This window comes from Bacillus sp. EB600, from assembly GCF_024494385.1.
Lineage (GTDB): Bacteria > Bacillota > Bacilli > Bacillales > Cytobacillaceae > JAEVLT01.
The window spans coordinates 1-2,066 of the sequence record NZ_JAEVLT010000105.1 but is presented as its reverse complement, the minus strand read 5'-3'; the positions used below and the strand labels follow the sequence as shown (position 1 = coordinate 2,066).

The following is a 2,066-nucleotide window of genomic DNA, read 5'->3' as shown; positions in this document are numbered from 1 at the left end:
GGAAAGTTGGGGTTAGAACTTAAAACAGCTTAAATGAAGGGCCTTTGAGCCCTTTTTACATTTTTTCTATCTATCATGAGTTTTTGGACTTATCTCGGACTTACCCCTTTTTGTTCCTTTATGACAGACTGAAGGGTCCCTAGGGGTAAAGTTTTAGCTGCCAAATTGGTGGCTTCTTTTTTGAACGGGGATTAGTTAATAATAGGAAGCATTTGATGAAAAGGGCGACATAAAAAAGTATGGAATTTTCCATACTTAAAAAAATCGCTTTATTTATCTATCCCAATATTGATGTTGCTAATATTGCTAAAAAGGATTTTGATAGAACTGATTATATTGTGGATTTTGATAAGTGGTACTTGCAAATTTTTTGTTATTAGGAGGACCTATATATGTTGAGGCTTTAATTGGTTCAATTGCTTTTCGCCATAGATTGACATCAAGTCCATAGGTATGAGCCATAACATCCGGAGGCGTTAACCTTAAGATATCGGAACCAAAAATAACCTCAGGAGACGGTGCATTAAAGATTGATAAAAAGTGTGTGTTATCAACAGTAGCCATTTGATAATGCCACCATCCTTGTGGAATATTTGCAACCTGACCTGGTGTGAGCTGGTAATTGAGAATTTGTTTAGTGAAAGGATTTAGTAATGAAACTAAAACTGCTCCAGAAATACAATACACTAGCTCTGCTGCGTTTTGGTGATAATGTGGTTCTACAATATTGTTAGTACTTAGGAAAATATCCAGTAAAGACATATATTCCAGTGTATTTAACTGTTTGACACCTACTACATTAATATAATTTTGATTATCTTTTTTAAAAAAGGGACTTGCATTTACATCAAAAGTGAATTGAGTTGAAGGAGATGTGTAATCCATATATGATTTCCTTCCCTTCTTTGCTGGGGTAGCCTAAGACATTCCATGCATATTATGGAATTGTATATAAATTAACATATTTATGGTACCATAAACGATAATTTAATTTATAAAGAAACTTTGTTTTCGGACATGGTTTTTGGTACCTAAATTTAGAACTTTTTATGATAGTTTTGTAGTTTTTATTTCTGGTCCCATAAACGGTCGTTTTCAGTACTATTATAGATATTTATGTTAATGTTGGTGGGAGGTCAGGAAAATGCGGATTTACAACGTTAAGCAATTTTAAGAAGTAAAAATGCTTAACTTAACAACTCAACTTTCGCAGAGTGAAATTGGCAAATAAGCCTTGATATAAATAGGCAAGCAAGAGAACCACTGCTCAAGTTGACTTTGAATTAACTTTTTGAATTTCTTATTTGTCTGTTTTAAGGCGCTGTTTTGTTTCTTTTACCATGCCAATCACGTCTAAACCTTGTGCAACAATGGCTTTGACAAGTGGAGGCAGGGTAAACCAAGAATCCATTAACACATAACTGGCAGTTATTCCATTTTCTAGAGCACGCTTTATCATATCAGGAATCTGTTCAGGTTCTGACTGCAACGCATTTTTCCGGCGCTTATAACCGTAAGTACGCTTGTCAATCTCTTCTGAGATTCCATTAATCTGAGACTTCTTGGAACTGAGTAAAGAGAAGTCAATTGGCATGAATGTGTAGCCATCTGACCAACCCAAAGTCAACATGCGAAAGCCCTTATAAAAGCGCATTTTAAGAGAGGCGTGATCAAAGCAGCGTGCCAGCAATTCCACCTTTTTACTACGGTTTCTATCAAATGATGAATCATCTACAATAAAGACTTTAGGACGGCGTTTGTCTGTTAGACGTTCTACTTTATGAATAGAGAATGTACTCAAGAGAAGCAAAAAACGTCGCCAGTTAAATGTCGATTGGTTTAAGAAACGATATACGGTATCCTTGGCGGGGAATTGGTCTGCTTTCTTTAACTGAAGAAGAGAAAACCAATTCTTGTGTTGGAAAATCAGACAAAAAAAAGTTGAAACAAATATGAACAACTAAATCCAAAGGATTTTTTAATGCCTGCATGACGTAAGTGCTTATTAATATTAAACTCTGAAAAAACGGAATCAAGTTCTTTTGATAGTTGATTATATTGGCTAC

Annotated in this window: 1 protein-coding gene and 1 pseudogene; both read right to left on the bottom strand. The window is 35.0% G+C overall.

Annotated elements, in window-relative coordinates; all coding sequences use genetic code 11:
- Positions 1-306 precede the first annotated feature (306 nt).
- Complete coding sequence (locus JN080_RS28660; protein WP_256239334.1) at positions 307-885, bottom strand: cupin domain-containing protein; 579 nt, start codon at positions 883-885, stop codon at positions 307-309.
- A gap of 433 nt (positions 886-1,318) precedes the next feature.
- A pseudogene (locus JN080_RS28655) lies at positions 1,319-2,066 on the bottom strand (IS4 family transposase); the annotation flags it as partial.

Bases quoted from the DNA above. Each gene is read 5' to 3' on its own strand.
- JN080_RS28660 (WP_256239334.1), bottom strand. From the start codon at position 885: ATGGATTACACATCTCCTTCAACTCAATTCACTTTTGATGTAAATGCA.